This window comes from Staphylococcus sp. IVB6240, from assembly GCF_025558425.1.
Classification (GTDB): domain Bacteria; phylum Bacillota; class Bacilli; order Staphylococcales; family Staphylococcaceae; genus Staphylococcus.
Genome location: NZ_CP094718.1, coordinates 1,354,211 through 1,380,063 on the forward strand (window position 1 = coordinate 1,354,211; position 25,853 = coordinate 1,380,063).

A 25,853-nucleotide genomic window follows, 5' to 3' on the forward strand; every position below is an offset into this window, starting at 1 on the left:
CGAAAACTGACAAGCGATTCTCAGAACCCAAGCGTAGAATGTCTTAACCCTAATAAAAGATGGGACAGAAATTTTTGTCACTTTAAAAGATTTCAACGTTCCACCCCGTCAGGACAACTAGGAGTTTTGCAATGGCTTTTTTAAACGTATTTTCACTTTATACGCTCACTGACGTTAAATTGATTTCTATAACCAAAATGAACGAGCTAAGCACTATGTCTCAGCTCGTTCATTTTTATGATTTAATTTTTATGATTCACTTGACTGATGACACCTTCAGTATTCACTGTAACAAGCTCTGAATGACAATTATCAAATGATTGACGGAGAGCACGAACTAATGGGCCACTCTGTTCTTTTTTAATCATTGTCATAATGGTTGATCCCGCGCCAGACATCACTGTCGTATATGCATCAAAATCGTGTGCCATGTCTTTCACGGCAGCAAACTCTTCAATCAAATGTTGACGATATGGTTCGTGAAGGCCATCTTGTTCCATCATCTTACCAGCTAGTTCATAATTATGCTGAATCAATGCACTAATCATTGTATTGCTGATTGCACTATACTTCACAGCATCTTTATGGCTGATTTGTTCTGGAAGGACAGAGCGTGATTTTTCAGTTTCCAATTCATATTCGGGGATTGTCAGGATGAAGTCTACATCAGGTATATCAATGTGTGCTACATCAGTGACGTTTGTTTCAGCATTGTGATATCCAACAACGAGCCCACCATAGATCGTAGGTGCTACATTGTCAGGGTGACCCTCAATTTCTGTTGCTAGTTGCAATAATTCATATTTGGAGAGTTCAATATCACCAAAATAGTTCGCAATATAGAGTGCTGCAACCAACGCTGAAGCAGATGAACCAAGTCCACGTGCAAGTGGAATATCACTGTATAATCTAATCTCTAACGTTGGCAATTGAACATCAAACTTTTTTGCAACCCATTGTGCCGTTTTATAAATATAGTTTGTCTCGTCTTCAGGAAGTCCACAAAGATTTGGCCCTTCATGATGGAACTTCCATTTTCGCGCACGGATAGGTTGTGCATCGATATAAAGAAATTTATTTAACGCCATACCTACAGAATCAAAACCGCTTCCTAAGTTAGCAGTTGATGCTGGTACCTTTAAGCTCAGCTTATTTTTCATCATTTTAATGCATCCTTAATGTATTGAATAATTTCTGTTTTATTATTTGGTAATGCTTGGATTGGATTTTCTAATAATCCAATAGCTGTATCTGGATCTTTCAAGCCGTTACCTGTTAATACAGCAACTACTTTTTGACCTTTTTCTAACTTACCTTGACGGTGTAATTTGATAAGTCCCGCAATTGAGGCGTTACTTGCTGGTTCACTGAAGACGCCCTCTTTAGATGTCATCAATTGATATGCTTCAAGAATTTCTTCATCTGTCACTGAATCGATCAGACCTTCAGATGTTTCAATGGCATCTACAGCTTTATCCCAACTTGCTGGATTTCCGATACGAATCGCTGTCGCAATTGTTTCAGGATTTTTAACAACTTTGTTTTGTACGATAGGTGATGCACCTTCTGCTTGGAAGCCAAACATTTTTGGTAAATCACTTTGTAGTTTATCGTTGTACTCCTTGAAACCTTTCCAATATGCAGTGATATTTCCCGCATTTCCTACTGGTATCGCTAATACATCAGGTGCTTGGCCATCTAATTGTTCAACTACTTCAAATGACGCTGTTTTTTGACCTTCAATACGGTACGGGTTCACTGAGTTTACAAGTTCGATTTCACCATCTTGTGCGATTTCTTTTACAATTTCTAGAGCTTCATCAAAGTTTCCTTCAATTGAAATAATTTGTGCACCATACATCACGGCTTGAGATAATTTACCTAATGCAATTTTCCCTTCAGGTATGACAACAATAGCTTTCATACCTGCTCTTGCTGCATAGGCTGCTGCTGAAGCGGAAGTATTCCCAGTTGAAGCACAGATGACCATCTTACGTCCCTGTTCTTTTGCTTTAGTCACTGCCATTACCATACCTCGGTCTTTAAATGAACCTGTTGGATTGGCACCTTCATATTTTACATATAATTCAATGCCTAACATTTCAGACATTTTGTCGCAATAAATTAATGGTGTATGCCCCTCATTCAAAGTAACATTAGGTGTGTTTTCATCAACGGGTAAAAAAGATTCATATTCCTTTACGAGACCTTGCCATAATTTCATCATTCATCAAACTCCTTCAACTGAATAAATTTTTTCCACTTTATAACCATCTAAAGTATCTATTGTTGTTGGTAATTCATCTACACCAATGACAACAACTGCATATTGATTATCCTTTAATTGTTTTAATTGTAATGTTTTATGGAATGGTAGATTTCCTTTGATGTCTGCTTCCACTTGTTTTTCCGAAACATCTGGACATGTCACGACTAAATAGAAACTTTCTTTTTCTTTAATTGTTTCAGGTTCATTCGTATCCATCATTTGTTTTGTTTTTTCTGTTGCTAATTCAAAATGTGGTGGCAACGTATGCAAGTTAGATTCAAATTGTAACGAAACATTCAACAAGTCACTGACTACAGCCGAACCAGTTGCTAAACTACCCGCACCTTTACCGTAGAACATCGTTTCTCCAACAGCATCCCCAATGACATAAATCGCATTATACTCATTCTCAACTGCTGCAAGTTGATGACTATTGGCAATCAAAGTTGGTTTAACAGATGCTTGAACTTGTCCATTTTCATAAGTCCCTTTACCAATTAACTTGATTTTATAGCCAAGCGCTGTTGCTGCATTAATATCATCCGTTGTTACTTGGCTAATACCTTCTGTAGCAACATCTGCCAATTTAATCACTTGGTTAAACGATAGGTATGATGTAATCACAACTTTACGTGCCGCATCAATACCTTCTACATCATCTGTAGGATCCGCTTCCGCAAAACCTAATGCTTGTGCTTCTTGTAATGCATCTTCATATGCTGCACCATCTTCAGTCATCTTCGTTAAAATAAAGTTAGATGTTCCGTTGAAAATACCCATAAACTTACTAATATTATTGGCATTCAATCCATTATTAATCGCATTAACGATAGGTATTCCACCTGCAACACTGGCTTCATATTTAAGTGCAACGCCATTCTCTTGTGCCAAATCTTCTAGTACACGTAAATGAACGGCTAATAAGTCTTTATTCGCTGTTATTACATGTTTTTTCTGAGACAATGCTGCTTTCAACCAATCAACGGTCGGTTCAATCCCGCCCATCACTTCTACAACGATATCCACATCATCATCATTTAAAATATCATTCACATCTTCCGTTAAATGATATTGTGAAATATTAAGTGGGCGCTTTTTAGATTTATCACGAACAAGAATATGTTTGATCTGAATGTCTTTTTGAATGGTGTCTTTAATCTGCTGATGGTTCTCTTCAATAATTTTTACAACACCAGATCCTACAGTACCTAGTCCTAATAATGCAACATTGAGCTGTTTCATGTAATATCCCTCCGATAGTTTTAAACTAAATTATTCACTACATATTGAAATATCAATAAATATAGTTTAGTATATGTTCATTCCCAAAGTTTGTAAAGTTCAAAAAATTTAAAAAAGACATCTTAATCATACCATTTTTCAGTATAAAACTGAATAGGTAATCCCATTAGTTAGAAAGGTTGTAATATCTTATGAAAGTATCTAAATTTGGTGGAAGTTCAGTTGCGTCTGCTGAACAAATTAAAAAAGTATTAAACATTGTCAACAGTGATGATGAGAGGAAAATTATTATCGTGTCAGCTCCAGGTAAGCGACATGATGAAGACATTAAGGCGACCGACCTTTTAATTAGACTATATGAGAAAGTCATCAATGGGTTAGATTATCAAGATAAAAAACAGGAAATCCTTAAGCGTTTTGAAGATATTATCAGTGAACTTGATTTACAAACAGATCTTTTACAAAAAATCGACGATACGCTTGAACAACACATTAACCAACTGGCAGATCAGCCGGCGCGTTTACTAGATGCATTGAAATCTTCTGGTGAAAACTTCAATGCACAGATCATTGCCGCATATAATACAGCTCAAGGTGTGCCTACGATTTACTTATCACCAAAAGATGCCGGCATTATTGTGACAGATGAACCCGAAAATGCTCAAATCTTAGAATCAAGTTACGATAAGATTGAACACATTCGACATTACTCTGAAAAAATTATTATCCCTGGCTTTTTTGGATATTCCGAGACGAATCATATCGTGACCTTCCCACGTGGTGGTTCAGACATTACAGGTGCCATCGTTGCACGTGGTGTGAAAGCAGACTTATATGAGAACTTCACAGATGTATCTGGTATTTATCGCGCAAATCCTACAGTGATAAAATCACCGGAAATTATTAGTGAGATTACATACCGAGAAATGCGAGAGTTATCATATGCTGGTTTCGGTGTATTCCACGATGAAGCTTTACAACCTTTGTATCGCTACCGTATTCCCGTTGTAATTAAAAATACAAATCGTCCTGAAGATCCAGGAACATACATTGTTCATGATCGTGAAATCAATCGCCAAAAAGTAGTAACGGGTATCAGTTGCGATAAAGGTTTCACTAGTATCAACATTAAAAAGTATTTAATGAACAGACAAGTTGGTTTCTCTTTAAAAATCTTGAGTATTTTAGCAGAAAATGACATCTCATATGACCATATGCCATCAGGTATCGATAATATCAGTATTATCATGCGTACGTCCCAATTAGCTGGCAAAGAGGAAAAAGTTTTAAATGCGATTCGTACACAATGTGAAATTGATGAATTGAATGTCGAACATGATTTAGCAATCCTAATGGTCGTTGGGGAAGGTATGAGTGCCGTTGTCGGAACAGCTAATAAAATTACAACTGCCCTTGCCCAATCAAACATCAACTTAAAAATGATTACCCAAGGTTCTTCAGAAATTTCTATGATGTTCGGTATTTCAAACAAAGATGCCGACGCAGCTGTTAAAGCCTGCTATCAAAACTGTTATATGTAAGAAAAAGTGCGATTCTTGTAATTTCAGGAATCGCACTTTTTTTGTACTTTGATCCAAATTTCAGTCACATTTTTATTCATATAAATCATTTGTAAATATTATGGATATATTATATTAAAATAACTTCGATTATAGGCCTAATTAATATACGTTTAAACTACTTGTTTTTTAATTTTATATTTAAGATTTTCTTTTTATTAATAAATTATTGAAATTCTTTAATTTTTTGGGTAAACTTCCATATGTAAAGTGTAAACTAACTCTCAATATTTTAATGATATATGTCTTTCTTTTAGTAATATTGAAAGTTTGGCTTTTAAAAGTATAAATTATTTAATATAATAAGTTGTACAGTGCATTTGATATGTTTAAGGAGTGAAAAAATGAATAACGGTTACAAAATGGATTCGGATCAAATTTTCTTATATGAATCCTATCGAAAAAAAATTATTAGTGAAATCAAAAAGCAATTTGGCCTTAAATTTAATGATATTTTGTTTCTCTATCACCTTAAATCAGCAAATAGTAAACGTATTTCACTTCATAAAGTGAAACAATCCATTGATTTTAGTCTCATGGAAGTACACAAATCATTAACTGCACTTTCTGAAATGGAGATTATTGGAAAAGAGCGCTCTACTGAAGATGAACGAAAAGTATATATTACATTTACTGATGATCAATATCAGCGAATGAATGAAATACTTAAAGAATTTGATCAAATCCAAAAATCTATCCTGAATGAATCATAAATCTTTTTCTATACAACAAAAAAGTCTTTGAACAACACACGTTAGGTATGTTATTCAAAGACTTTTTAACGTTCCCAAATATTAAGTTGCTTGTCTTGTGCTTCTTTTTGAGCTTGTTCAATAAGACTACGATATTTATCATTTGGTGCGTAGAACTTTGCACGTGCAAGACCTTCTTTTGCTAGTACAACATTAAACATTTCATCATCTAGCCAAACATATGCAAGTGTTCTTCCATAACGATCTGTCTTTTCTTTATCGTATTCCAAAGTAACTTGTTGATTCGTCAAATGTTTTTTCGTAAAATCAGACGCTTCTTTTCCATATGGTTGGACAGGCGTGTTTGGTTTGACCGTTTCTGGTGTATCCACACCAATTAAACGCACACGTTCATCCTCTTGACCTGACTTTCCTACAATAATTGTATCACCATCGATGACACGTTTAACTGTATATGTTTCACCATTAGCATCAGGTTTTGCTTCTGAGAACGGCCCTGATTGATTGATATATTGAAAACCTAATACACCTATCGCAATAATCGCTACAATAATAAATGATAATTTTTTATCCATAATGTCACCTTCACTTTATATTCTGAATAAGCATATTAGATTTTTGGCAGTGGGTCAAGCGCAATTTTTACTTCAACTTAATAGAATGATTTACCTTTATTCAAGAGATGTTATAATATATATGATTGGAGTGAATCGAATGAAAACACTTAAAGAGAACTATCTTTCATTGTCTATTATTATTTTTGCAATCGTTATGAGTTTTGTATTGCAATCGTACTTTAACTTACCACTCATTGCAGGCGCCTTCATTGGTGTCTTACTTGGTATTATATGTGGTTTCCTCATTGAATTTATCAAAAGTAAACGTAACAAAAAAAACAAGTCCGAACCATCTTAAATATTTGGTTTGGACTTTTTGTATGATAAAGAAAGCAAGCGTTTCATGGTTATATCGCTTCTTTAGCGAATATATTCCTTTCAAAGCTTGCTTTTTATATGCGAGATTCATATGATGCACGACCTTATGACTTATTACTATTCCATATTCTTACACCCATCGCAATCGTTGGGAAAATCATCAGTACCAAGACAATATAATATAGCGTTACAACAAGATTTTCTTTTGAAACAGGTACGACGTAACCAAGCAGATGAATTAATAGTAAAATACCTAAATTTATCATTAAACAGATGATTAATTCCGTTACGTTAGAAACACCTTTATAATCAAAAGACTTCAACCAATATTGTTTATACATACGATCACCTCCTTAAAATATCCTTTTAAAAGTAAAAAAAGCATTTCTCTGTTTCATTAACTATAACAGAGAAACGCTTATCATTTAAATATTAGTCATTTTATGAATGTACAATTTAAAATCTTATAATTCACCAAAAGTGATTACATCGCGAGCGATCATAACCTCTTCGTCAGTTGGGATCACTAAAACTTTAACTGGAGAATGAGGATAGTTTAATTCAGCCTCTTTACCGCGTAATCCTTCATTTTTACGTGGATCCCAATAAACGCCCATGAATTCTAAGCCTTCTAATACACGTGCACGAACAACATCAGAGTTTTCACCAACACCAGCAGTGAAGATAATGACGTCTACTCCGTGCATACGTGAAGCATACGTACCCATATATTTATGGATGCGTGAAGCGAAGATTTCTAATGCAAGTGCTGCACGTTCATCGCCTTCATTTGCTGCTTGTTCAATGTCACGTAAGTCAGATGAAGTACCAGTAATACCTAATAAACCAGATTCTTTATTAAATACATTGATAACTTCTTCAGCTGTTTTACCAGTTTTTTCCATGATGAATGGAATTAAAGCTGGGTCAAGGTTACCTGAACGTGTACCCATTGTAACACCTGCTAATGGTGTGAAGCCCATTGACGTATCGATAGATTCTCCACCATCAATTGCAGTAATAGAAGCACCATTACCAATATGGCAAGAAATCATGCGTAACTCTTCAATCGGTTTACCTAACATTTCAGCTGCACGTTGTGAAACGTATTTGTGGCTTGTACCGTGGAAACCATATTTACGGATACCATAATCTTTGTAGTAGTTGTATGGTAAGCTGTAAAGATAAGCTGATTCAGGCATTGTTTGATGGAATGATGTATCAAACACTGCCACGTGTGGAATGTTTGGTAAAAGTTTTCTAAATGCGTTAATACCCATTAAGTTTGCTGGGTTATGTAACGGTGCTAAGTCCGCTAACGCTTCAATATCTTTAGCAACTTGATCTGTAACAAGTGCTGATTCAGGGAATGTTTCACCACCGTGTACAACGCGGTGACCTGTTCCATCGATATCATTAATGTCATTGATAACACTATGTTTTTGGAAGCTATCTAACATAATGTTTACTGCTTCTTCATGGTCTTTAATATCTTTTACATCTTTAATTTTTTCACCGTTTACTTCGATTGTAAAAATTGAATCTTTAAGCCCAATACGCTCTACTAAACCTTTTGTGACTAATTTTTCTTCTGGCATTTCAATTAATTGAAATTTTAAAGATGAACTACCAGCATTAATCGCCAAAATTAACTTTGACATAGGAACGTCCTCCAGTATATATAAATTTATCCACATCTATTTAACCATTAATACAGTTGTAATTCAAGCGTATTACAGGTTATTTTTTTAATGATTTTCAGAATGCCATTCTTTCAACTCTGCTAAGAAGTTTTGGAATAATTGTGGATTCTTAAAATCAGGGATATTCGCTAAGAAAACCTCTACAGGCTTAGTAACGCCTTGCTGTTTGCGCTGTAATACAAGAATAGATTTTTGTGCATTTTTATTTTTAAATAAATTCTTAGGCAAGTTCAAAAATGCTTGCATTTCTGTCTCTGTAGCAATGAAATTTTCTAACTGTTTCACATGTTCGCCTTCAAAAAGTTGTGTTGGTATAACAAGAAATGCATATCCAGATGGTTTCAATGCCTGAACAGCTTGTTCAATAAATAAATAATGTGAATAGCTGTGACCTTCTTCAAAACCAAGCGCCATTTGTGCACTTCTATCATCGACTGGATAATAACCAATCGGTAAATCTCCTACAACAATGTCTGCATCCTCAAATGGCAATGGCATAATCGCATCTTGTGGGTAAACATCAAATGGAATTTCTAAAAAGTTGGCTAAATGAATACTTAAACGTGACAATACTGGATCCACTTCAACAAGATGATGCATCACAGTGATATCTTTCAGTACATCGTGAACAGTCGCACTTAAATGTCCAGAACCACTTCCTAAGTCAGCAATATGCATCGCTTTTGCTTCCGATTCAAATTGTGAAACGAGGAAACCAACCACTAAACCAATTGTATCAGGTGTAATCTGATGATTCGCTTGTACCTCTTCTTGCTGCAATTGACTTAAATATGCAAATTGAAAAGCTTTTCGTCTATCTTGAAAACTTGCTTTTTCAAGCAATTCTCGTTCGTTCATATAAAAATATTCCATGGCTAACCCTAAGTTCTCAATAAAACTTTGGCCATTTTCTTCGTTTAAATCTTTTGTCTTTTCATCAAGTCGCTGAAATAATTGCTCCATGATTGACGGTGATTGTGTCATAAGTTACGCCCTTTCAATATGCCTCATCTATTCTGTGTATTCTTTTAATCATATTAGTAATACTACGAGAGGTTTATGATAAATAATAATTCGAGAATGACTACTATGTATATATCTACCGAGTCTTTCCTTTTATTCTCTACCTATTTTCTAGGATAATAAAAAATAAAGGTTGAGACAAGTAGAACAAACTAATGTCTCAACCTTTATTTATCATATTAAATGTTGCGATATGCTTCTAATGCTGCATCAAAGTTTGGGAAATCAGTACCTTCAGGAACAATCTCCTTATAAACAACTTTATTGTTTTCGTCTAAAACAAAAACAGCGCGTGCTAATAACATTAAGCCATCCATTAAAACACCATAGTTTTTAGCAAATGAATGTGCTTGGTAGTCACTTAAAGTAATGACATTATCTAAGCCGTTACTTGCACACCATCTTTTTTGTGCAAATGGTAAATCTGCAGAGATTGTTAATACATAACCATCTTCATCATTTGCTGATTCATTAAATTGACGTGTTTGTTGATCACATACGCCAGTATCAATAGAAGGTACCACACTGATTAACTTCTTCTTGCCATCGTAGTCTGCAAGTGTTACTGGGTTTAATCCTTGATCAACTACCGTAAAATCTGGAGCTTGATCGTTTACGTTAACTTCATTCCCAATCAAGTCAATAGGTGATTGTTTAAATGTAATTTGTGCCATTTGAGTTCCTCCTTAAATATACGTTTCTTTCTCATTATAACGACTTTGCTTTGAATACGCATCCATTTCCGTTCTATTTTCAATAATTTGCTTGAGATATTTTTGTCTCACAACAACAGTGTCTGCAAAATAATCATGAACACCAATATGTTTCGGTGTAAAGATAACAGCCAAATATGGTAAACCTAGCATCACATTCGAGATAATGCGTCCAATCCACTCTCTCATTAAGACATCCGCCCATGATAAGGTCTTAATTTGCTTCGTATACACCTTAATTCCCATGATTATCTTACCTAACGTTTGTTGGAAGAAACGAGTCATAAGTACAAAATATAGGAAGTAAAAGAGTGCTTCTATCATATTTGCCATATTGAAGTAAGAAATCCAAAGTTGCCATTCATCCATGCCAGTCAAAGCAAACAAAGGTTTTAATAACATTTGTTTAACCGCCCATAAAACCATAATATCAATGACATAACTTAAAAAACGACGACCAAAACCTGCATACAAAAAGGCATCTAATTCATATGGACTTAACGACAAAGTGACGTCTCTTTGATGTGCTGTTTTACTTCTTTGACTTGTCGGGTTGGTATTTTCAATATACTTCTCTTCATTCATATATTACACCTACCCTTCATATTTATACATCGGTCTTGTTTGTGATTCGTTATTTAAAATAGATTTGATTTGTTCAACATCAGCTCGAATGCCTTTGAAAAAGCTCTTCGCACCGAATAATGAGCCGAATCCCATGTCTGATTCATCATAGCTAATCACTTGTGCATCTTTTGCTTTAATTGCTTTTTTCAAATCTTTTAATGTCGCTTCCTCATAACCAATTTCATCAATAAGGCCATTGCCTTTTGCTTGTTGTGCACTATAGATACGTCCATCTGCTAACTGTCGCACTTTTGATTCAGACATATCGCGTCCTTTTACGATGACATCGATAAACTGATCATAGCTATCTTTATTAATCGATTGTAAAATCTCACGCTCTTCTTGTGTCATTTCTTTCGTTGGACTCATGATATCTTTATGTTCGCCTGATTTGATTGTATTTGATTTCACACCGATGTTGCTCAATAACTCTGAATAATCAACTGCTTGAGAAATTACACCGATAGATCCAGTCATGGTTTGTGGTCCTGCATAAATTTTATCTGCAGGTGCGGATATGTAATAACCTCCTGATGCTGCCATCGTTTCCATTTGTACATAGATTTTTTTACCAGAATCTTTAACATCTTTTAATTTCTGATAAAATTCATCACTAGCATATGTACTGCCACCCGGGCTATCAACTGTTAAAAGGACACCTTTAATTGTATCATCTTTCTTAATTGCTTCTAATTTTTTGAGTGCCGCTTGATGATCATAACCTTGTGCGGCAAATAAACCACCACTCACCATATCAACAATTTCACCTTTTACTGATATTTTAGCAATTTGTTTGCTACCATTTCCTTCTTCAACTACAGTACTTGTTGGTTCATTTAATGATGAAATATTAGAATTAAACACAGATGATGCAAGCGTTGTAACCGCACTGGTCAAGATACCACTTAGTACAATTACAACAGCAATAATGATTGCTACAATGCGTTTCGACATATAAATACTCACTCCTTAAATTTTTGTTTGGTCATATCATAACAAACCTCGTGTCATTGTAATACCCTTATTCAAAAAATAAGTAATCGTTTTCTTGCCTTAAAGTTATTAAAGTTTCGATAACCATACGATACACGCTTAATAAGCTTAATTTTATTATTGATACCTTCAATCGCTCCATTATTAAACTGAGGGTGCTTGATTGTTGCGTAAAGGACATACTCGTATTTCTTATAAAATCGAATCACACGCCAAACACCACGTGATACCTGCTTCTTTTCTACACCTCGCAGTATTTCTTTGAAACGTAACCAATCACATTGTTTCAATGCTTCTCGAAGTTGGTGGACTAACATATATGTGTCATAGAGCTGTTGATCAAGATTTAATAGATACCCTAAAATATCTCTTGATGTCGTATACGTTTTGAAGGATTTTGACCAGAAGTATTCATAGCTATTAATATCTTGTCTGTCAGAAAGGAAGAGTTTCCAGTGTTTTTTCAATTTCGTGTAATCGGTTGAAGACTTATAACGATAAGCATTCATAACAGAAATACGTTGCTTATTAAGTTCACGGTTAAGGTGCTGAACGATATGAAAACGATCAAATATTAAAATCGCATTTGGGAATACTTCATGAACGAAGTTAATATATGGCTCATACATATCCGCTGTTACAGTTCTAACAGCTAGTCTTTCACGTCGGTCAAAACGATAAAAGTACTCTTTCAGTTTATGAATACGTCTATCTTCTAAGATATCGATAATCTGATTCGTTTCATTATTTACAAACAGAAAACTCACAGCTGTTGTCACGTTCTTAACGCTTTTAAACTCATCTATGGAGATATGTTTGGGTAAGCCTGATGAAGGTTTGACTGTCAGTGATTGTGAAAGTTTATGAAGACACCTTTTAACTGTACTCGGAGAAACACTACAATCATTGGCGATGTCTAGTTCAGATTGTACACGAGTGAGTCTATCTTGAATCGCTAACTTCACGCGATTCGTAATAAAACAGTGACTATCAACAATGCTTGTTTGAGCCGTAAAAGTCTTTGAACAGTGTAAACATTTAAAGCGTTCTTTCGCTAAGTTAAGATAAACATTAGACTCTTGAGATTTTAACAATGTCAAACGCGAAACACGTTTACCGTGCTTATGTATTTGCCCGTCATTGACACAACCACACTTCATACAAGCTTCAGGTTTATAAGAAATAGTTCCATAAACAACTGTAGAAAGCTGACCACGCACTTCTACATCTGCCTCCACCTTCATAACTTGAATATTTTCATCTTTTATTTTTAGTAGTTTTAATATATCATTACACATAGGCGCATCATGTCTCCTCTTGATTTTTTGTTTAGGCACTTAAAATTATAGAGGCATGAGCGCTTTTTTTGTATCTAAAATGATTCAAAAATCGACTTGGAGAATAGCCATTAGTTGACTATTTTTACATATAAGTAATGGTTTTACAAAGAAAACTGAATGATATATAATAAAGTTAACAAGTAGAAATTCCATGGAAACACCGAACCCCCTAACTGCTAGGAACAGTTAGGGGGTTTTTAGGTGCCGGTATGCCGTCTTACGACTTACGCTGATCTAACCAGTGAGAAAACAACGCAAGGATGACACCGACTATAATCGGTGCGATTACGTTAACAAGTAAAAAATCCATGGAGATCACCTCCTTCCATAAGATCTCGCCTATGGAAGGAAAGACGGCTTACTCATTATACCGAATAACTATGATTTCTTCTATAGTGCTTACCTTATCCATTTTATCTCTCAAAAACACGTGGCATAATAAGGATAACGATAAACATCAGGAGGTTATACGATCACAAATATTGATTATGAAAAAGAACTACAAGCGTTAGAACAAAACCATTGGATTATGATGACGAAAGTGGTCAGCATTTTCAAATAATTGGAGATATTAAAAAGCCTCTCATGACAAAAAAGTCTGAGAGGTCATTTTCTATTATATTAAAAAACATGTGTAGATAGATAATCAAATAAGTTTTTAAGAATCAGTATGCCCGTTACAGCAACAAAAAGGACCTTTACATAGCCGACACCATATTTCAAAGCAAACCATGCGCCAAAATAAGAGCCGACGACCATGCTTGCTGCCATCGAAAGTCCAAAGACATAATCAACATGTCCAAGGTAAATAAATAGTAATAATGCGCCTAAATTCGATGCAAAATTTAATACTTTCGCATTGCCAGCAGCACTTAGAAAGTCAAAACCAATCATTAAGAAAGCAAACATTAAAAAGGAACCTGTTCCTCCTCCTAGAAAACCATCATAAAATCCAATCATTGCTAGGACGACCACAAAGAGTATTAACTTCTTCATAGATAACTTTTTATATGTACGGATACTGCCCCAATCTTTTTTTAACAATGTATAAATTAATACTGTTGTTAGTATGACGATAACTAATGGTTTTAGTAACTCTGCAGGTAGATAAACAGCAAGTATGGCACCACATATGGATGCAACAAAAGAAATCGGAAATAACTTTGCAACAATTCGAAGGTCTACTTTACCATAACGTAAATAACGAATTGCACTCGTAAAGGAACCAAAAGCACTGGCTAATTTATTTGTACCTAATGCTGTAGCCGGTGGTAAACCGATTGCTAACAGTGCCGGTATCGAAATCAGCCCACCTCCCCCTACGACAGCATCAATAAATGCAGCTAAAAAACCAAATGCTAAAATAATTGCGATAAGTGTCCAATCCCATTCCATCAACATTTAACCATCCCCTTTATTTTGGTTAATTATATTAGAATAAGTCTTCTTCCCAAGTATTCTTATCTTCTTCATGTACTTGGTAGTTTTTATCAATCACTAATGTTTCAATATTTTCAACAGCTTTGTTTAACATGTCTTCAAAATCAAAGCCAGATTCATATTTCAATACTTTATCATATTGTGGTTCAGTCACAGGATGTTTTGGTGTGAAAATTGTACAGCAATCTTCGTACGGTTGAATTGATGTTTCAAATGTACCAATTGCTTTTGCTTTTGCGACAATCTCTTCTTTATCTAATGACAGAAGCGGTCTTAAAATAGGTGTAGAAGTTACGGCATTAATAGCATACATACTCTTTAATGTTTGACTTGCCACTTGTCCTAAGTTTTCACCATTTACAATCGCATCCGCTTCAATTTGATGCGCTAACTTATCTGCAATACGCAACATCATTCGACGTGTAGAAGTCATTGTGTAACGCTCATGTACAACTTTATGAATTTGTTTTTGAACTTCAGTAAATGGTACGATATGTAATTTAATCGTACCAACGCGTTCTGCCATAATACGCGTTAATTCAATCACCTTTTGTTTTGCTTTTTCACTCGTAAATGGCGGACTATGGAAATGAACGGCTTCAATGGTTACGCCACGGCGCATGACTTCCATACCTGCAACTGGTGAGTCGATACCACCTGAAAGCATTAAAAGTGTTTTTCCACCTGTTCCAACTGGTAAGCCACCAATTGCTTCAATCGTACGATCATACATGTAAATAGCATCTAAACGTACTTCTACCATAATTTGATGGTCAGGTTTACGAACGTCCACGTGTAATCCAGGAACATTTTTAAGCACTTCACCACCAACCATACGTTGAATAGCAAATGTCTCATATTCAAATTGTTTATCGCTACGTTTTACTTCAACTTTAAAACTATCTCCATCTGTATATTTTTCTGCAAACTGAACTGCGTGCTTATAGACAGCATCCATATTTTTTTCGATTTTAAGTACTGGGCTGATAGAATGAACGCCGAACACTTTTGAAATACGTGACATCATTTCCTCTACATCAGCATGTGGTTCTAATTCGATATACATGCGGTCACGATTGGCTTTCACTTCATATCCTTTTAATGGCATGAGTGATCGTTTTACGTTGGAACGCAGCTGATTAACAAAGACTTTTCGGTTGCCTCCCTTGAGCGTTAACTCTCCATATCTTACTAATAGATGATCATATATCATTATTCTAATAACTCCTTCACTTCTTTATATACTTCGTCTAACGCATGTTTAAATGCTTGAATATCTTCATAACGTGTATTGTAATCAAACGATAAACGAATACTGCCTAAAATGCTAGATGTTGAAATCCCCATCGCTTGAAGTACTTCATTTACTTTTGAATGTTTTGATGAACATGCGCTTGTTGTTGAAACCATCACACCTTGTTTAGAAAAGGCATTAACAACAACTTCCCCACGTACACCTGGGAATGCGATGTTAAGTATATGTGGCGATGCATCTTCAGGCGAATTAATAGATACGCCTTTGTATTGTGAGATGATATCTCTTAATGCTTGATTTACTTTAGAAAGTTCCGTCATCATTTCTGTTCGGCGATCTTCTGCTAAGCGAATTGCTTTAGCACTGGCTACATCAATCGGTACATTGACCGTACCACTACGCAGTGAAAATTCTTGTCCTCCACCATGAATGATCGGTTGAATTTGATGCATATTATTCAATATAAGCACACCTTGTCCTTTTAAGCCATTAAATTTATGTGCACTTAATGCAATACTATCCACACCTTGTGTAATGAGTGGCAACTTCCCTAGTGCTTGCACCGCATCTACATGGAAATGAACTTTCGGATAATCTTGCAGTACTTCAACTATTTCTTCTATCGGTTGTACTTGTCCCATAATGTTATTGACGTGCATACAAGTCACAAGTATGACATCCGACGACATCATTGATTTTAAATGATCAATATCAATACGCCCTTCTTTTGTGACATTGACATATTTCAATATAAAGCCTTCTGTTTCAAGTGCACGTAAGACTTCTAATACTGAAGGATGTTCAAGTACAGATGTAATCAATGTTCGACCAAAATGTTTCTTTTGATAAGCCGCACCTTTCAAAGCCATATTATTCGATTCAGTTGCACCACTTGTAAAAACAACTGTTTCATCATTTAGCTTTAAAGTCTTTTTAATTTGATTTCGCGCTTGTTGTAATAGCCGACTTACCTCAACACCCTTTTCATGTGGGCTATTTGGATTAAAATAATATTGCTGATTGACCTTCATATAACTCTCTAAAACGGATGCATCCGGTTTTGTCGTTGCAGCATTGTCAAAATATAGCATGCTTAGGACTCCTTCATTCATTAATCATTATTACATTGTACTATAATTACAATTGAAATGAATAGCTAAAAATCTTGATTATTTTTGCATCATATATCTCTTTAAGTAGTAAGAGACATTGGTGAGTTTGTCTCTAATCATTATTCATTATGAAATCAGCCTTACATGTATGAATGTACCCATTACTACGCATGATGATGATAGTTTTTGAACAATCTAGTTTTCACAAAAAACAATTTAAAAAAGCCATGATGCGCTCCTCACATCATGGCTTCCATTCTTTAAACTTGTTCAGACATTACTTCTCGTTCAATATGTTGACTGATACCTGGTTCAATTCGTTCAAGTGCTTGTGCTGAAATCTCGCTTGAACGTTTGTAACGGTTATTTTTGAATAGGCGTTCCGCTTCATTTAGACTCTTATCTAAATCATGGTTATCTTTACGATAGCGGTTACCGTGCTGAATCAGTTTTTCTGCATAAACAGCATTAATTAATACGTCGTTTGCTTCATCTTCAAATTTATTCATTTGAAGTACCACTTTATTCACTTTGTCTTTAAGTTGTTGAACATTGATTGGGCGCTCACTGAAACGTTTATTTACATCTCTCACTTCATAATCAATTTCATTTTTCAAGATAATGAAACGTTCTGGCACACTTGTTAAGTTAGAAGCTAAAAGACGACGATAAATCTCTTCTTTTTTACTTTGAACGCGTAAAATATGTTCCTCTGCTTCCGCCTCATCTTCTCGTAATGAGATAAGATGATTTTGTAACTTCTCTTGTTTTTCATTGATGACAACAACATGGTCTTCAATATATTTCAAGTTATCTTGAACTTCACTATATCTTACCGCTGATTTTGACATTTCTAATAAGATTTCATCATAGACAGCAATCAAATTCTGAATTTCATTTTCAAATTGACGGACATTTTGCACGTCACTTTCATTGATATAGTAGTTTTCACGTACATATTCAATTTCAGTTTGTAATGTGTAATTCATATCTTTAGCATGGAACAATTCATCTGTAATACGCTCTTTTGATTCTTCAACCGCATTTTTAGCTTTCACTTCATGTTCAATTAAATCATACATGACATCAAGTTGATTATTGATCTCTTCAAGCTTTTGGTTTGCAGAATCTAATTCCAGCTTACTAATCATAGGTTCAACAAAACTTAACTCTGTTTTTAAGCTTTGTAATGTACTATCAACTTTAACATGGTCAAGGTCATAACCTTCTACTTTTAAATCACGCACACCATATTTTAAGTCTTGGAACTGCCCTGGTAATTCTTTTTGTGCTTCACGGATAAGATCCGGAATTTCGACCATATCTTGTTGAAGATACGTAATGTCATCATTTAAAGCTTTAATATGTGTATGTGCTTCTTGATAGTTACCCGCATCTTTCAATTCTTGATAATGTTCAATCTCTGGTTCCATTGATTCGATTTCTTGTTCTAATGGTGCTGCAGCTTCACCAAATTGATGACGATTCGCTAAAACATCACGCTTCATTTTGCGGTGATTTTCTTTTGTTTGTTCATAAATAGAATCACTTTCTTGATGAAGTTGAATCACTTCATCTGCTTGTTCAGTTAATGCTTGATGTTTCGCTTCGTACTCATCCATTAAACTATGTGCATCATCAATCTCAACTTGCGCTTGAGAAAACTTAAATTTATCGAGCGTCACTTCTGCCTCATGGATTTTCTCATCAACTGGCGCCAATAAATCATTTGTTGTTTGTGTCCATTCTGAACGCAAGCTGTCATATCGTTGCTTTGTTTCCCCTGAAAGATGAAGTTGTTTTAACTTTTCTAAACTTTCATCATAAGACAACGCATTCAATTTCTCTCGACGCGATTCTGCTTCTTGGATGATCGTTCGTTTTTGAGAACGCATATAGAACAGGATACCAATGCCAATTAAAATAATAATAATAACCGCTAGTATGATATACAATAACATGTTCATTCTTCTCCTCCTAAATACATAAAACTATTATAACGTAAATTATCACGTCATAAAATCAAAATCTTAAAAAATATGTAACATCTATTATTTATATGTAAATATCGATTCTTTGCATGAATACAAACATGAGGCTATAATATCCTTAAAATTGTGAAAAAGTGAGTGGATAACATGGCGATTAAACCAACAAATTATGATTTATTAGCAAGACAATTAGATGCTTTATTAGAAGGAGAAACAGATCTTATTGCCAATTTAAGTAATGCATCAGCTCTCTTGAACGAAAATTTGGACGAAATCAACTGGGTTGGCTTTTATTTAATGAAAAATGGTGCCTTGATTTTGGGTCCTTTCCAAGGTAAACCTGCTTGCGTACATATTGCGGTAGGAAGCGGTGTTTGTGGGACAGCGGTTCAAGAAAACAAGATTCAACGTGTTGCAGATGTTAACGCTTTTCCTGGTCATATCGCTTGTGACGCCGCAAGTCAATCAGAAATTGTTGTCCCTATTCATAAAGGAGAAGAAGTCATTGGCGTCTTAGATATTGACGCTCCTATTACTGAAAGATTTTCTCAAGAAGATGAAGATGGATTAGCAAAGTTTGTTGAGATCTTGGAAAAACATCTTGGATAAATAATCATTGACAAAAGCATTCAAAGTGTTACAATTGATTTTGTGTGAATAAACGAAAGTAGCAGTTAAATATTGATAGGCGCTATAGTGTTCCCAAAGAGGGCGTGCCGTGTAACCGTAGCTATGAGGCGAGGACACACAAAACACCATATCCTATCGAGCATTTAACACTCTTTTTTGTTATTCATAACTACAAAAAAGAAAAAGGAGGAGTCAATTATGGCTCGTTTCAGAGGTTCAAGCTGGAAAAAATCACGTCGTTTAGGTATTTCATTATCAGGTACTGGTAAAGAATTAGATAAACGTCCATATGCACCAGGACAACACGGTCCTACTCAACGTAAAAAATTATCAGAGTATGGTTTACAATTACGTGAAAAACAAAAATTACGTTACTTATATGGAATGACTGAACGTCAATTCCGTAACACTTTCAACATCGCTGGTAAACAAGGTGGTGTACACGGTGAAAACTTCATGGTATTACTTGCTAGTCGTTTAGACGCAGTTGTATACTCATTAGGTTTAGCACGTACACGTCGTCAAGCACGTCAATTAGTTAACCACGGTCATATCTTAGTAGATGGTAAACGTGTAGATATCCCATCTTACTCATTAAAACCAGGTCAAGAAATTGCAGTTCGTGAAAAATCACAAAAACTTGCAATCATCGCTGAATCAGTAGAAATCAGTAACTTTGTTCCTGACTACTTAGAATTCGATACAGACAACCTTAAAGGTACTTTCGTTCGTTTACCAGAACGCAGTGAATTACCTGCAGAAATCAACGAACAATTAATCGTTGAGTACTACTCACGTTAAGATTTTGTTTATTTCAAAAGCCAAGTATCGGCAGTTATTGCCAGCTTGGCTTTTTTATTATCCCCTTTTTCAGTAGGACGACATATTTCATATTCCCTACTCACTTTACCTCTCTTTCTATTGAACTGCTTTTCAATCGTGTTATTCTTTCCTATACTAAAAGAAACAAGAGTTATTCAAAGGGAGATGTTACTGTGAAAGTATTTACAGAAAATGAAGTAATGACAACATATCATATGTCTGATGCTATCCAAGATATTGAAAATCTTTTCCAAAATATTGATGAAGTAAGTCAAACATCACGTATTGTGATCCCGACTGGTGAAGGTGCAAAATCCATGCTTTATATGCCTTGTATTCATCAAGGAAAACAACAAGGAATTATTAAAATTACTTCCATTACTCCAGAGAATCCAAAACATCATAGACCCACCACACAAGCAAATATCGTGATTACCGATTTAACGACGGGTGAACATGTCGCGAGTATGGATGGGAGTTATTTAACACGATTACGTACAGGTGCTTTAAGTGGGATTGCTACAAAATATATGAGTCGACCAGATAGTGAAGTTCTTGGTATGATTGGCACGGGTGGGATGGCTTATGAACAATTGTTAGGAAACCTAGCCGTTCGCCCTATTAAAAAGGTATTACTTTTCAATCGGACTACAGAAAAAGCACATGACTTTAAATCACGTATTGCAGATAAGCACTCAAATATTACATTTGAAGTCGTATCCGATGTATCAGAACTTGTTAAGCAATCTGATATCATTAATTGTCAAACAAAATCATTAACACCAGTATTTAATGCAAATGATGTAAAAGATGGCACACATATTAACGGTATCGGTTCATATCGTCCAGAAATGAAGGAAATGGATAATGAACTGTTCCCTCAAGCCACACAAATTGTATTTGATGATTTAGAAGGTGTAAAAGAAGAAGCCGGTGAATTTATTGAGGCAGATGAAAAAGGGCTTTTCTCCTTTGATGCACATAATGATGATCTTAAAGGGGTTTCGTTAAAAGGAGAAATCCAACGCCAAGATAAAGATATTACGATTTTCAAATGTGTCGGTGCTGCCCACTTTGACCTTGCTGTCGCACTTGGAGCATGGGAAAAATTCAATAAATAGATCGTTAACCTAAAATAAGGGAGTAGGACAGAAATCTTTTATAGCAACAAAGATTTCTGCCCTACTCTCATATCTTTTAGTTATTAAAATGAATCTCTTATTACAACTTGAATAATTCATCAGGTACGTCCGATATCACACCATCCACACCTAGCAACATTAATTTTTTAGCTGTTTGTGCATCATTGACTGTGTATGGTAAAACTTTAAGGCCTTCAGCATGTGCACGTTTTATAAATTTCTTATTCACTAATTGATAATTAGGATTTACATAATCTGCGTACTGCGCAATCTCATGGAAATCTGGCTGTTTTAGCCAATATTTTCGTTTACTGATGAGTACACCATAATTTAAATATGGTACTTGTTGTTGTATTTCTTTAATAAATGACTGATCAAAAGATTGGATGATTATACGGTTGATTGGAAAGGCATGGTAATTAATTTTTTGGATAATTTGTTCACCAATATTTGGATATTTGTTTGGCTTTTTTACTTCTACCAACAATGTTTTAGAATAATTCTTACAAAGTGTTAGTATTTCATCAAAAGTCATAATATCCGCTTCAGCTATTTCTTCATTCCCACTATTAAAATTAAAAGTTCTTAAATCTTCTAAAGTAAAATCTTTAATTGCCCCTTTTCCATTCGATGTACGGTCAATCGTATCATCATGAATACCCACGAGGACACCATCTTTTGTTAAATGTAAATCTATTTCTAACATATCAATATGTTGACTGAGTGCCGCTTGATATGCAAGTTTGGTATTTTCAGGAAATCTTTGGGATAACCCTCTATGTGCAATGACTTGAAACAATCGATTTGGCCTTGATAATTTCATAAACTGTCCTACTTTTTTTTAATAAAACTTTGTCTACACTTAATTTAACATATTTAGAATCGGAGTGAATCAAATTGGTACAACATGATTTTAAAACAAAAGTCACTTGGCACGGTGGACGTGACGAGGTCGGTCATTTAACAGGAGATATTCTGTCACATGATGTTTCCATCCCTAGTTCATTAGGTGGTAAAGGACAAGGTACAAATCCTGATGAATTACTTGTCGGCGCAGCATCCAGCTGTATGACCATATCACTTGCTGCTGCTTTAGAACGTGCACATTTGACTCCCTTAAAAATTGATATGCAATCAGCAGGCACAGCGACATTTGAAAACCGACGTTTTACAATGACCAAAATTACGCATCGCCCTATTATTCAAGTAGCAGATGAACAAACGATGTTGAAATTAAAACAACGCATCGACTCATTAATTCAAATCGCTGATAAAAATTGCATGGTTTCTAATAGCTTAAGAGGAAATGTGGAAATTGAAGTCTTTCCTGAAATTACCTATTAAAGTTCTATAATATATTAAACAAAAATTTTTTAAAAATCGCCTCTGCCACTTTTAGATATAGTCTAAAATGCAGAGGCTTTTTATAAATAAATCAGTTATCATCGTTATCTGTTACGTCTCCAAATACACTCTGTTGTTTTATCTGAAAATTTGTTAAAATGAAAAAACATACTCATGAGGGGAGATAAATTATGTACACACACCATTTTTTATTATTAACACCTGGACCCACACCTGTTCCACAAGAAATTCAAAATGCAATGAACACACCTATGGTTGGACATCGCTCAAAAGCTTTTGAAAAAGTTGCTAAAAAAGCTTTTTCTGGGTTAAAAACTGTTTTCGGATCATCCAACGAAGTCATCATTCTTACTTCTAGTGGGACAAGTGCATTAGAAGCAAGTATGCGTAACTTAATAAATCCCGATGACCACATAGTTGTCATTGTTTCAGGTGCATTTGGTGCACGATTCCAACAAATTGCAGAAGCTTATTCACATAACCTCCATGTATTTCATGTTGAATGGGGTGAAGCTTTTGAAACAGAAGCGGTGCTCAACTTTATTCAATCTATCGAACATCCTATCTCTGCTGTGTTTACGCAATATTGTGAAACATCGACTTCAGTGTTACACCCAGTTGCTGAACTCGGACAAGCATTAAAACAAATCAATCCAGAACTCTTCTATATTGTTGATGGCGTCAGTTGCATTGGTGCCGTTGATGTCAATATGGATCGAGATAAAATTGATGTTCTTGTTGCAGGAAGTCAAAAAGCAATGATGCTGCCACCTGGACTTGCATTTGTCGCATATAATGACCGAGCTAAAAATCAATTTTCTGAAGTAGAAAGCCCAAGTTTTTACTTAAATCTAACAAAGCACTTAAAATCTTTAGAAGCAGATACCACACCATACACGCCGAATGTACCAGGATTTCAAGGTGTTGTTCAGTACTGTCAAATGGTTGAAAATGAAGGTTTTGAACATGTTATTCAACGTCATGACTTCATTCGAAATGCTGTGCGCAATGCTTTAAAAGCACTGTCGCTCAACTTACTTGTTACTGATGAAGCGGCCTCTCCTACTGTTACTGCATTTGTACCAAGAGATGCAGATGAATTAACTTATATTAAGTCACAATTAAGTGAGAAATTTAATATCACAATTGCTGGTGGACAAGGTAAACTAAAAGGTCACATATTACGTGTCGGTCACATGGGATTTATTTCACCTTTTGATCTTTTACCTTTCATCGCAAGTCTAGAGATGATTTTAAGTGCATATCGCCAAGAAGATTATATTGGTAAAGGAACAAAAGCATTTTTGGAGGTTATAAATAATGAATTATAAAGTACTCGTAGCAGATCCTATTTCTGATGATGGATTACATCAATTACATGAGGATGACGCTTTTGAAGTTGTCCACAAAACTGGATTAACTGAAAATGAACTCGTTGATATTATTAATGATTACGACGCTCTCATCGTTAGAAGTCAAACGCAAGTAACAGCCAAAATTTTAAAAAGTGCCACAAATTTAAAAGTGGTTGCGAGAGCTGGTGTAGGCGTTGATAATATTGACATTGATACAGCAACTAAAGAAGGTATCGTTGTCATCAATGCACCTGATGGGAATACGATTTCAGCGACAGAACACTCTGTAGCAATGCTTTTAAGTATGTCTCGTAATATACCACAGGCACATGCATCATTAAAAAATGGAGAATGGGATCGCAAAACATTCCGTGGTACTGAACTCTACCAAAAAACACTGGGTGTGATTGGGACAGGTCGAATTGGAATTGGTGTTGCGAAACGCATGCAGAGTTTCGGTATGCAAATTCTCGCATTTGACCCCTATCTTACAGAGTCACAAGCCAATGAATTAGGCTTTAAACGTGCATCTGTTGAAGAAATTGCACAGTCTGCAGATTTTGTAACGGTACATACGCCATTAACTGAAAAAACACGTGGATTAGTAAATGATGACTTTTTCAATCTTGCAAAGCCAAATTTAAGAATTATCAATGTAGCGCGTGGCGGTATTATTGATGAAGCAGCTTTAATTCGTGCACTTGATGAAGATAAAATTGCTGGCGCCGCTCTAGATGTATTTGAAAATGAACCTGCTGTCGGTACACCCGTCACGCAACATCCAAAAATCATTGTCACACCTCATTTAGGTGCATCAACGATAGAAGCACAAGAAAAAGTCGCTTTATCTGTCGCTGAGGAAATTATTGAAATTCTTAAATATCAAAAAGTATCACATGCTGTCAATGCACCAAAAGTTATCTTTGATCACTCAGAAGATATACAACCATTTGTAGAATTAGCACAAACAACAGGTGAACTTGCAATTCAATTACTCCCTAAAGCACCACGGACTATGAATATTACCTATAGTGGTGACTTAGCTTTAGATGATACAAGCTTATTAACACGTACATTAGCAAAAGGTGTTTTACAAGAAGATATGGGCGATCACGTCAACTTAATTAATGCGTTAATGTTACTGAATGAACAAAACGTCTCATATACGATTGAAAAAACAAAAGGTGTGCAAGGCTTTAGCAATTACATCGAGGTCGAGTTAATTAATAAAGAAGACCGTGCCAAAATTGGTATGACGGTATTGAGTGGTTTTGGACCACGAATTGTTAGAATAGATGACTACGCTGTGGATTTTAAACCAGAACGTTATCAACTCTTTGTTCAACATACTGACCAACCTGGTATGATAGGAAGAACCGGTCAAATATTAGGTGAACACGATATCAACATTGCATCAATGTATGTCGGACGAAAACAAATTGGTGGACGTGCCATGATGATTTTATCTATTGATCACCCTATCAATTCAGATGTACATCAAGCATTATTAGGTATTCCTGGTATTAAGAGCATACAACTCGTGACACTGAATGAATAATATGGTGAAACATAGACTATTTAAGATTAAAACTATGACTTTCGT

At 35.2% G+C, this 25,853-nt stretch carries 26 protein-coding genes; 9 read left to right on the forward strand and 17 right to left on the reverse strand.

The window, feature by feature from the left end; translation table 11 throughout:
- Positions 1 to 242: 242 nt before the first annotated feature.
- From thrB to MUA88_RS06620, 3 genes are read right to left on the reverse strand one after another with little or no spacing between them, the layout of a single operon-like run.
- Complete coding sequence (gene thrB / locus MUA88_RS06610) at positions 243 to 1,160, reverse strand: homoserine kinase (protein ID WP_262605950.1); 918 nt, start codon at positions 1,158 to 1,160, stop codon at positions 243 to 245.
- Positions 1,160 to 2,224 carry a threonine synthase gene (gene thrC / locus MUA88_RS06615; protein ID WP_262605134.1) on the reverse strand — a complete coding sequence of 355 codons (1,065 nt, stop codon included), beginning with the start codon at positions 2,222 to 2,224 and terminating at the stop codon, positions 1,160 to 1,162. The genes thrB and thrC overlap by 1 nt, the downstream gene beginning before the upstream one ends.
- Positions 2,225 to 2,230: 6 nt before the next feature.
- Positions 2,231 to 3,511 (reverse strand): homoserine dehydrogenase, encoded by a 1,281-nt coding sequence (locus MUA88_RS06620; protein ID WP_262603400.1) that lies wholly within the window; start codon positions 3,509 to 3,511, stop codon positions 2,231 to 2,233.
- A 191-nt stretch (positions 3,512 to 3,702) separates the two neighbouring features.
- Here MUA88_RS06620 and MUA88_RS06625 point away from each other — a divergent pair, with 191 nt between their 5' ends.
- Together MUA88_RS06625 and MUA88_RS06630 are read left to right on the forward strand one after the other, a co-directional pair.
- Entirely contained in the window at positions 3,703 to 5,052 is a 1,350-nt protein-coding gene (locus MUA88_RS06625; protein WP_262605267.1) for an aspartate kinase, read from the forward strand.
- A 383-nt stretch (positions 5,053 to 5,435) separates the two neighbouring features.
- Positions 5,436 to 5,804 carry a transcriptional regulator, SarA/Rot family gene (locus tag MUA88_RS06630; RefSeq protein ID WP_262605268.1) on the forward strand — a complete coding sequence of 123 codons (369 nt, stop codon included), beginning with the start codon at positions 5,436 to 5,438 and terminating at the stop codon, positions 5,802 to 5,804.
- A 65-nt stretch (positions 5,805 to 5,869) separates the two neighbouring features.
- Here MUA88_RS06630 and nucI read toward each other — a convergent pair whose 3' ends face one another.
- Entirely contained in the window at positions 5,870 to 6,379 is a 510-nt protein-coding gene (gene nucI / locus MUA88_RS06635; RefSeq protein WP_262603403.1) for a thermonuclease NucI, read from the reverse strand.
- A gap of 139 nt (positions 6,380 to 6,518) precedes the next feature.
- Here nucI and MUA88_RS06640 point away from each other — a divergent pair, with 139 nt between their 5' ends.
- Entirely contained in the window at positions 6,519 to 6,719 is a 201-nt protein-coding gene (locus tag MUA88_RS06640) for a hypothetical protein (protein WP_262603404.1), read from the forward strand.
- Between the two features lie 124 nt (positions 6,720 to 6,843).
- On the opposite strand, the gene MUA88_RS06645 is transcribed toward MUA88_RS06640, so the two are convergent.
- From MUA88_RS06645 to ezrA, 12 genes are all read right to left on the reverse strand, one after another.
- The gene (locus tag MUA88_RS06645) at positions 6,844 to 7,080 is read right to left on the reverse strand and encodes a hypothetical protein (RefSeq protein WP_262603405.1); all 237 of its coding nucleotides are present in this window, start codon (positions 7,078 to 7,080) and stop codon (positions 6,844 to 6,846) included.
- Between the two features lie 123 nt (positions 7,081 to 7,203).
- Positions 7,204 to 8,400, reverse strand: coding sequence for an acetate kinase (locus MUA88_RS06650; RefSeq protein WP_262605269.1), 1,197 nt, complete (start codon positions 8,398 to 8,400; stop codon positions 7,204 to 7,206).
- A gap of 87 nt (positions 8,401 to 8,487) precedes the next feature.
- Complete coding sequence (locus tag MUA88_RS06655; protein ID WP_262605270.1) at positions 8,488 to 9,426, reverse strand: class I SAM-dependent methyltransferase; 939 nt, start codon at positions 9,424 to 9,426, stop codon at positions 8,488 to 8,490.
- A gap of 218 nt (positions 9,427 to 9,644) precedes the next feature.
- Positions 9,645 to 10,139, reverse strand: coding sequence for a thiol peroxidase (tpx, locus tag MUA88_RS06660; RefSeq protein ID WP_262603408.1), 495 nt, complete (start codon positions 10,137 to 10,139; stop codon positions 9,645 to 9,647).
- Positions 10,140 to 10,151: 12 nt separating this feature from the next.
- Positions 10,152 to 10,763: an RDD family protein gene (locus MUA88_RS06665; RefSeq protein WP_262605271.1), complete on the reverse strand. Its 612-nt coding sequence runs from the start codon at positions 10,761 to 10,763 to the stop codon at positions 10,152 to 10,154.
- A gap of 9 nt (positions 10,764 to 10,772) precedes the next feature.
- The gene (sppA, locus tag MUA88_RS06670) at positions 10,773 to 11,759 is read right to left on the reverse strand and encodes a signal peptide peptidase SppA (protein WP_262605272.1); all 987 of its coding nucleotides are present in this window, start codon (positions 11,757 to 11,759) and stop codon (positions 10,773 to 10,775) included.
- Between the two features lie 71 nt (positions 11,760 to 11,830).
- Positions 11,831 to 13,135, reverse strand: coding sequence for an ISL3 family transposase (locus MUA88_RS06675; protein WP_481906599.1), 1,305 nt, complete (start codon positions 13,133 to 13,135; stop codon positions 11,831 to 11,833).
- A 220-nt stretch (positions 13,136 to 13,355) separates the two neighbouring features.
- Entirely contained in the window at positions 13,356 to 13,448 is a 93-nt protein-coding gene (locus MUA88_RS06680; protein ID WP_233682233.1) for a type I toxin-antitoxin system Fst family toxin, read from the reverse strand.
- 311 nt (positions 13,449 to 13,759) lie between these two features.
- Positions 13,760 to 14,539 (reverse strand): TSUP family transporter, encoded by a 780-nt coding sequence (locus MUA88_RS06685; RefSeq protein WP_262603412.1) that lies wholly within the window; start codon positions 14,537 to 14,539, stop codon positions 13,760 to 13,762.
- Positions 14,540 to 14,570: 31 nt separating this feature from the next.
- On the reverse strand, positions 14,571 to 15,791 hold the full coding sequence (thiI, locus tag MUA88_RS06690) for a tRNA uracil 4-sulfurtransferase ThiI (protein ID WP_262603413.1): 1,221 nt from the start codon (positions 15,789 to 15,791) through the stop codon (positions 14,571 to 14,573).
- Entirely contained in the window at positions 15,791 to 16,924 is a 1,134-nt protein-coding gene (locus MUA88_RS06695; RefSeq protein WP_262603414.1) for a cysteine desulfurase family protein, read from the reverse strand. The genes thiI and MUA88_RS06695 overlap by 1 nt, the downstream gene beginning before the upstream one ends.
- Positions 16,925 to 17,205: 281 nt before the next feature.
- On the reverse strand, positions 17,206 to 18,906 hold the full coding sequence (ezrA, locus tag MUA88_RS06700; protein WP_262605136.1) for a septation ring formation regulator EzrA: 1,701 nt from the start codon (positions 18,904 to 18,906) through the stop codon (positions 17,206 to 17,208).
- Between the two features lie 177 nt (positions 18,907 to 19,083).
- Here ezrA and MUA88_RS06705 point away from each other — a divergent pair, with 177 nt between their 5' ends.
- The 3 genes from MUA88_RS06705 to MUA88_RS06715 all read left to right on the forward strand — a co-directional run bounded on the left by MUA88_RS06705 (position 19,084) and on the right by MUA88_RS06715 (position 21,509).
- Positions 19,084 to 19,545: a free L-methionine (R)-S-oxide reductase MsrC gene (locus tag MUA88_RS06705; RefSeq protein WP_262603415.1), complete on the forward strand. Its 462-nt coding sequence runs from the start codon at positions 19,084 to 19,086 to the stop codon at positions 19,543 to 19,545.
- A 219-nt stretch (positions 19,546 to 19,764) separates the two neighbouring features.
- Positions 19,765 to 20,367, forward strand: a complete 603-nt coding sequence (gene rpsD / locus MUA88_RS06710) for a 30S ribosomal protein S4 (RefSeq protein WP_262603416.1) — start codon at positions 19,765 to 19,767, stop codon at positions 20,365 to 20,367.
- A gap of 194 nt (positions 20,368 to 20,561) precedes the next feature.
- Positions 20,562 to 21,509 carry an ornithine cyclodeaminase family protein gene (locus MUA88_RS06715; protein WP_262605273.1) on the forward strand — a complete coding sequence of 316 codons (948 nt, stop codon included), beginning with the start codon at positions 20,562 to 20,564 and terminating at the stop codon, positions 21,507 to 21,509.
- Positions 21,510 to 21,609: 100 nt separating this feature from the next.
- Here the strand turns inward: MUA88_RS06715 and MUA88_RS06720 are convergent, their stop codons facing one another.
- Positions 21,610 to 22,353 (reverse strand): glycerophosphodiester phosphodiesterase, encoded by a 744-nt coding sequence (locus MUA88_RS06720; RefSeq protein WP_262603418.1) that lies wholly within the window; start codon positions 22,351 to 22,353, stop codon positions 21,610 to 21,612.
- Positions 22,354 to 22,427: 74 nt separating this feature from the next.
- Between MUA88_RS06720 and MUA88_RS06725 the strand changes: the two genes are divergently transcribed.
- The 3 genes from MUA88_RS06725 (at position 22,428) to serA (ending at position 25,808) form a co-directional block, all read left to right on the forward strand.
- The gene (locus MUA88_RS06725) at positions 22,428 to 22,874 is read left to right on the forward strand and encodes an SACOL1771 family peroxiredoxin (RefSeq protein WP_262603419.1); all 447 of its coding nucleotides are present in this window, start codon (positions 22,428 to 22,430) and stop codon (positions 22,872 to 22,874) included.
- Between the two features lie 191 nt (positions 22,875 to 23,065).
- A complete protein-coding gene (locus tag MUA88_RS06730) occupies positions 23,066 to 24,226 on the forward strand; it encodes a pyridoxal-phosphate-dependent aminotransferase family protein (protein WP_262605274.1) in 1,161 nt (386 codons plus the stop codon).
- Positions 24,216 to 25,808 (forward strand): phosphoglycerate dehydrogenase, encoded by a 1,593-nt coding sequence (serA, locus tag MUA88_RS06735; RefSeq protein WP_262603421.1) that lies wholly within the window; start codon positions 24,216 to 24,218, stop codon positions 25,806 to 25,808. Before MUA88_RS06730 ends, serA begins: the two co-directional genes overlap by 11 nt.
- Positions 25,809 to 25,853 lie beyond the last annotated feature (45 nt).